The following is a 3,398-nucleotide window of genomic DNA, read 5'->3' as shown; positions in this document are numbered from 1 at the left end:
CTTAATTAGCGTGTCCATAAAGAGTATGGCTCGCTTACTAACCGCTCTGGTGGTGTTGACACTCAGGTTCCGTCGTGACCAAATCATTCCCGGGTTCTGCCAACTATCGGGTTTTTCTCCCTTCAGGTATTCCTTCAACTTTACGACGAGAAAGTGTGGTTTCCGGAGTTTCTCCGGGTAGGTGAATGGGATGGACTTATTCAATTCGATCTCCCTTTGGGCAATTAATTCTTTAGACAACATGGTATTGTATGTAAGTTTTTCCTTAGATTCACAAATATCTCACTTAATGAGATATCATTTCAAGCAGATGAATAGGATTAAAGAGGTCTTAAAGGAAAAGGAGTTAAAGCAAACCTGGCTGGCTGAGAAGATGGGTAAAAGTTACAACATGGTGAATAGCTATGTCCAGAATAGGAGACAGCCAAGTTTAGAAGACCTATATAGGATAGCAGAAATATTAGATGTTGATGCAAAAGATTTATTAGTTAGTAGTAAAGATGAAAAATGAAGCCCATGCACGGATAAAAATAAACAAGCTTTTAGAGGAAGCTGGTTGGCGGTTCTTTGATACAGAAGAAGGACCGGCTAATATCCTGTTGGAAAACCATGTGAAGATTACCCAAACCGAGGTTGATGCATGGGGTAAGGATTACGAAAACACGAAAAATGGATCACTAGATTTTCTCTTAGAGGATTCCAATCAAAAACCAATTTGTGTTCTAGAAGCCAAAAAAGAAGGTCTTCATCCATTAGTTGCTAAAGAACAAGCAAGGAAGTATGCTAAAACGGTAGGAGCTCAATTTATCATTCTCTCTAATGGAATTATTCATTACTTATGGAATCTTGAAAAGGGAAACCCAAAGTCAATATTCAAGTTTCCCTCTCCGGAAGAGATTGGAGCTATAAAAGAATGGAAACCAGATAGAGCGGCACTTGTCAATGAGGAAGTTGATCGGGACTTCATTGCAAAAGTTCAAATGCCTGACTACCTACAGCGACCTGGTTGGAATGGTACCATTGAAACAAGTAAGAATTTTATCTGGAGTAATGGGCTCAGGTTTCTTAGGGTTTATCAGTTAAAAGCGATTCAGGCTCTTCAAGATGCTGTTTCTAAAGGAAAAGATCGGTTTGTTTTTGAAATGGCTACCGGAACAGGTAAGACCTTGACATCCGCGGCGGTAATTCGACTATTTCTAAGAACTGAAAATGCACGAAGGGTATTATTCCTTGTTGATCGGATTGAACTGGAAGATCAGGCTTACAAGAACTTTGTAGCTTATCTGTCACCAGACTATACCACGTACATCTACAAGGAACATAAAAGCGACTGGCACAAAGCTGACATCATTGTCACAACTGTTCAGTCATTGATGTTTGATAATAAATATCGAAGACTATTCAATCCTACTGATTTTAACTTGATTATCTCTGATGAATCACACAGATCGATTTCCGGTAATGCACGAGCTGTTTTCGAGTATTTCCATGGATATAAGCTTGGTCTAACTGCCACACCGAAAGATTATTTAAAAGGTGTTGATCCAGACAAGGTTAAAGAAAACGATCCTAGGGAAATTGAACGGAGAATGTTACGTGATACCTACTCTACATTTGGTTGTGAAGGTGGGGATCCAACATATAGATATTCATTATTGAATGGCGTGAAAGATGGATTTTTGATCAATCCACGCGTACTCGATGCAAGAACTGAAATTACCACTCAGTTACTTTCCGATGAGGGATATTCCGTAGCGATGGTCACTGAGGAAGGTGAAGAAACAGAGACATTTGTTTCCAGAGATTTTGAAAAGAAGTTTTTCTCAGACAAAACGAACAAAGTCTTTTGTAGCACCTTCTTAGAAAATGCTCTAAAAGATCCAATTACAGCGGAGATAGGTAAGACCATCATTTTTGCCGTAAGTCAAAATCATGCTAGAAAGATCACAGAAATATTGAATGATATAGCTGAGAAACTATTTCCAGGTAAATACAATTCTGATTTTGCAGTTCAAGTCACTTCCCAGGTGGCTGACGCACAACAAATGACCATCAATTTCACCAACAACAACTTGAATGGAAAGACCAGCTGGTTAGAGGGTTATAAATCATGCAAAACCAGAGTTTGTATTACAGTTGGAATGATGACTACTGGTTACGACTGCCCCGACTTACTCAATCTTTGCATGATGCGACCCATTTTCAGTCCAGCAGATTTTGTCCAGATCAAGGGAAGGGGTACCAGAAAACACACCTTCGAATTCACGCATAAGAATGAGGTTGGAGAAGAAGAGACTATCCAGAACGAAAAAGAGATATTCAAATTCTTTGACTTCTTCGCAAATTGTGAATATTTCGAAGAGAAATTTGACTATGATGAAAAAATCAAGCTTCCAAAACCTAAAAATAAAGGAGAAGGAGGTGGCGAAGGTGTAGATATTGATAAGTATGAAAGTTACATTCCTGATCCATTAAGTTTTGTGCATGAACAAGAAGTCGGTTATGGAGGAATGAAAATAGACCGGATGCTTTTCCAAAAGTTTGAAGATCGAATCACGACAGATGACATTATCAAAAAACACGTTGAGCTGGGTAACTGGGATCAAGTGATAAGTCACGTTCAAAATGAGATTTTTGACAAGCCTGAAGAGTATTTCAACCTTGATAAACTAAGAAAGGCAGCCAAGCTAGATAGAAAACTTTCTGTGCGTGAAGTAGTGGAGAAGATCTTTGGAATCATACCAAAATTTAAATCGAAAGATGAACTTCTTGAAGAAGAATTTGACAAGTTTGTTTCTATATATCCACCAAATGAGGATGTAAATGTTAGGGCATTAAAGTACTTCTTCAAAGCTTATGTGGTGGATCAGGATATCAGGACCATCATTGAGACCAAAGACTTTCATTCGTTGCATACAAGCCCAACAATGACCATTGAACAGTTTAAATCAGTCGATCCGAATTACAGAAAAATAATTCCAGAATACATCAACGATTACATTAACCTAGAACAGTTTGCCGCTTAGCCAATATGTTAGATAAAGAGACCAAATCCAGAATAGACGAATGTAGGGATATACTTGTTGGTAAACTGCCCGATCCTAAATCACAAATAGAACAAATCACTATAGCACTTATTTACAAGTTCATGTACGACATGGACAAAGAGGCGGTGGAGTTAGGGGGGAACCTAAGTTTTTCAATGACTACACGGTTCCTGATCCGAAAGATCCTAAAAAGGATATTGAAGTACCATTCAAGAAATTTAGCTGGGATAATCTTTTCAACTCAAAAGTTACTTCCGCTGAAATGCTAAGCTTATATGCAGAGGCATTGGAAGAGATGGAGAAGAATCCTAATATACCCCAGCTTTTTAGAGATGTTTTCAAGAATGCTTA

2 protein-coding genes are annotated in these 3,398 nt (G+C 38.4%); both read left to right on the top strand.

Going from position 1 to position 3,398, the window contains the following annotated elements:
• Positions 1-289 precede the first annotated feature (289 nt).
• Positions 290-511, top strand: a complete 222-nt coding sequence (locus tag RLO81_RS14160) for a helix-turn-helix domain-containing protein (protein WP_502880455.1) — start codon at positions 290-292, stop codon at positions 509-511.
• Positions 501-3,026 (top strand): DEAD/DEAH box helicase family protein, encoded by a 2,526-nt coding sequence (locus RLO81_RS14155; protein ID WP_350112858.1) that lies wholly within the window; start codon positions 501-503, stop codon positions 3,024-3,026. The genes RLO81_RS14160 and RLO81_RS14155 overlap by 11 nt, the downstream gene beginning before the upstream one ends.
• The last annotated feature ends 372 nt before the right edge of the window (positions 3,027-3,398 follow it).

Source organism: Fulvivirga sp. (assembly GCF_040220315.1).
Classification (GTDB): Bacteria; Bacteroidota; Bacteroidia; order Cytophagales; family Cyclobacteriaceae; genus Fulvivirga.
This window is presented reverse-complemented; position numbering and strand designations above follow the sequence as displayed.

Excerpts from the sequence above, each read along its gene's own strand:
- RLO81_RS14155 (WP_350112858.1), top strand. The coding sequence starts at position 501 with ATGAAAAATGAAGCCCATGCACGGATAAAAATAAACAAGCTTTTAGAG.
- RLO81_RS14160 (WP_502880455.1), top strand. The coding sequence starts at position 290 with ATGAGATATCATTTCAAGCAGATGAATAGGATTAAAGAGGTCTTAAAG.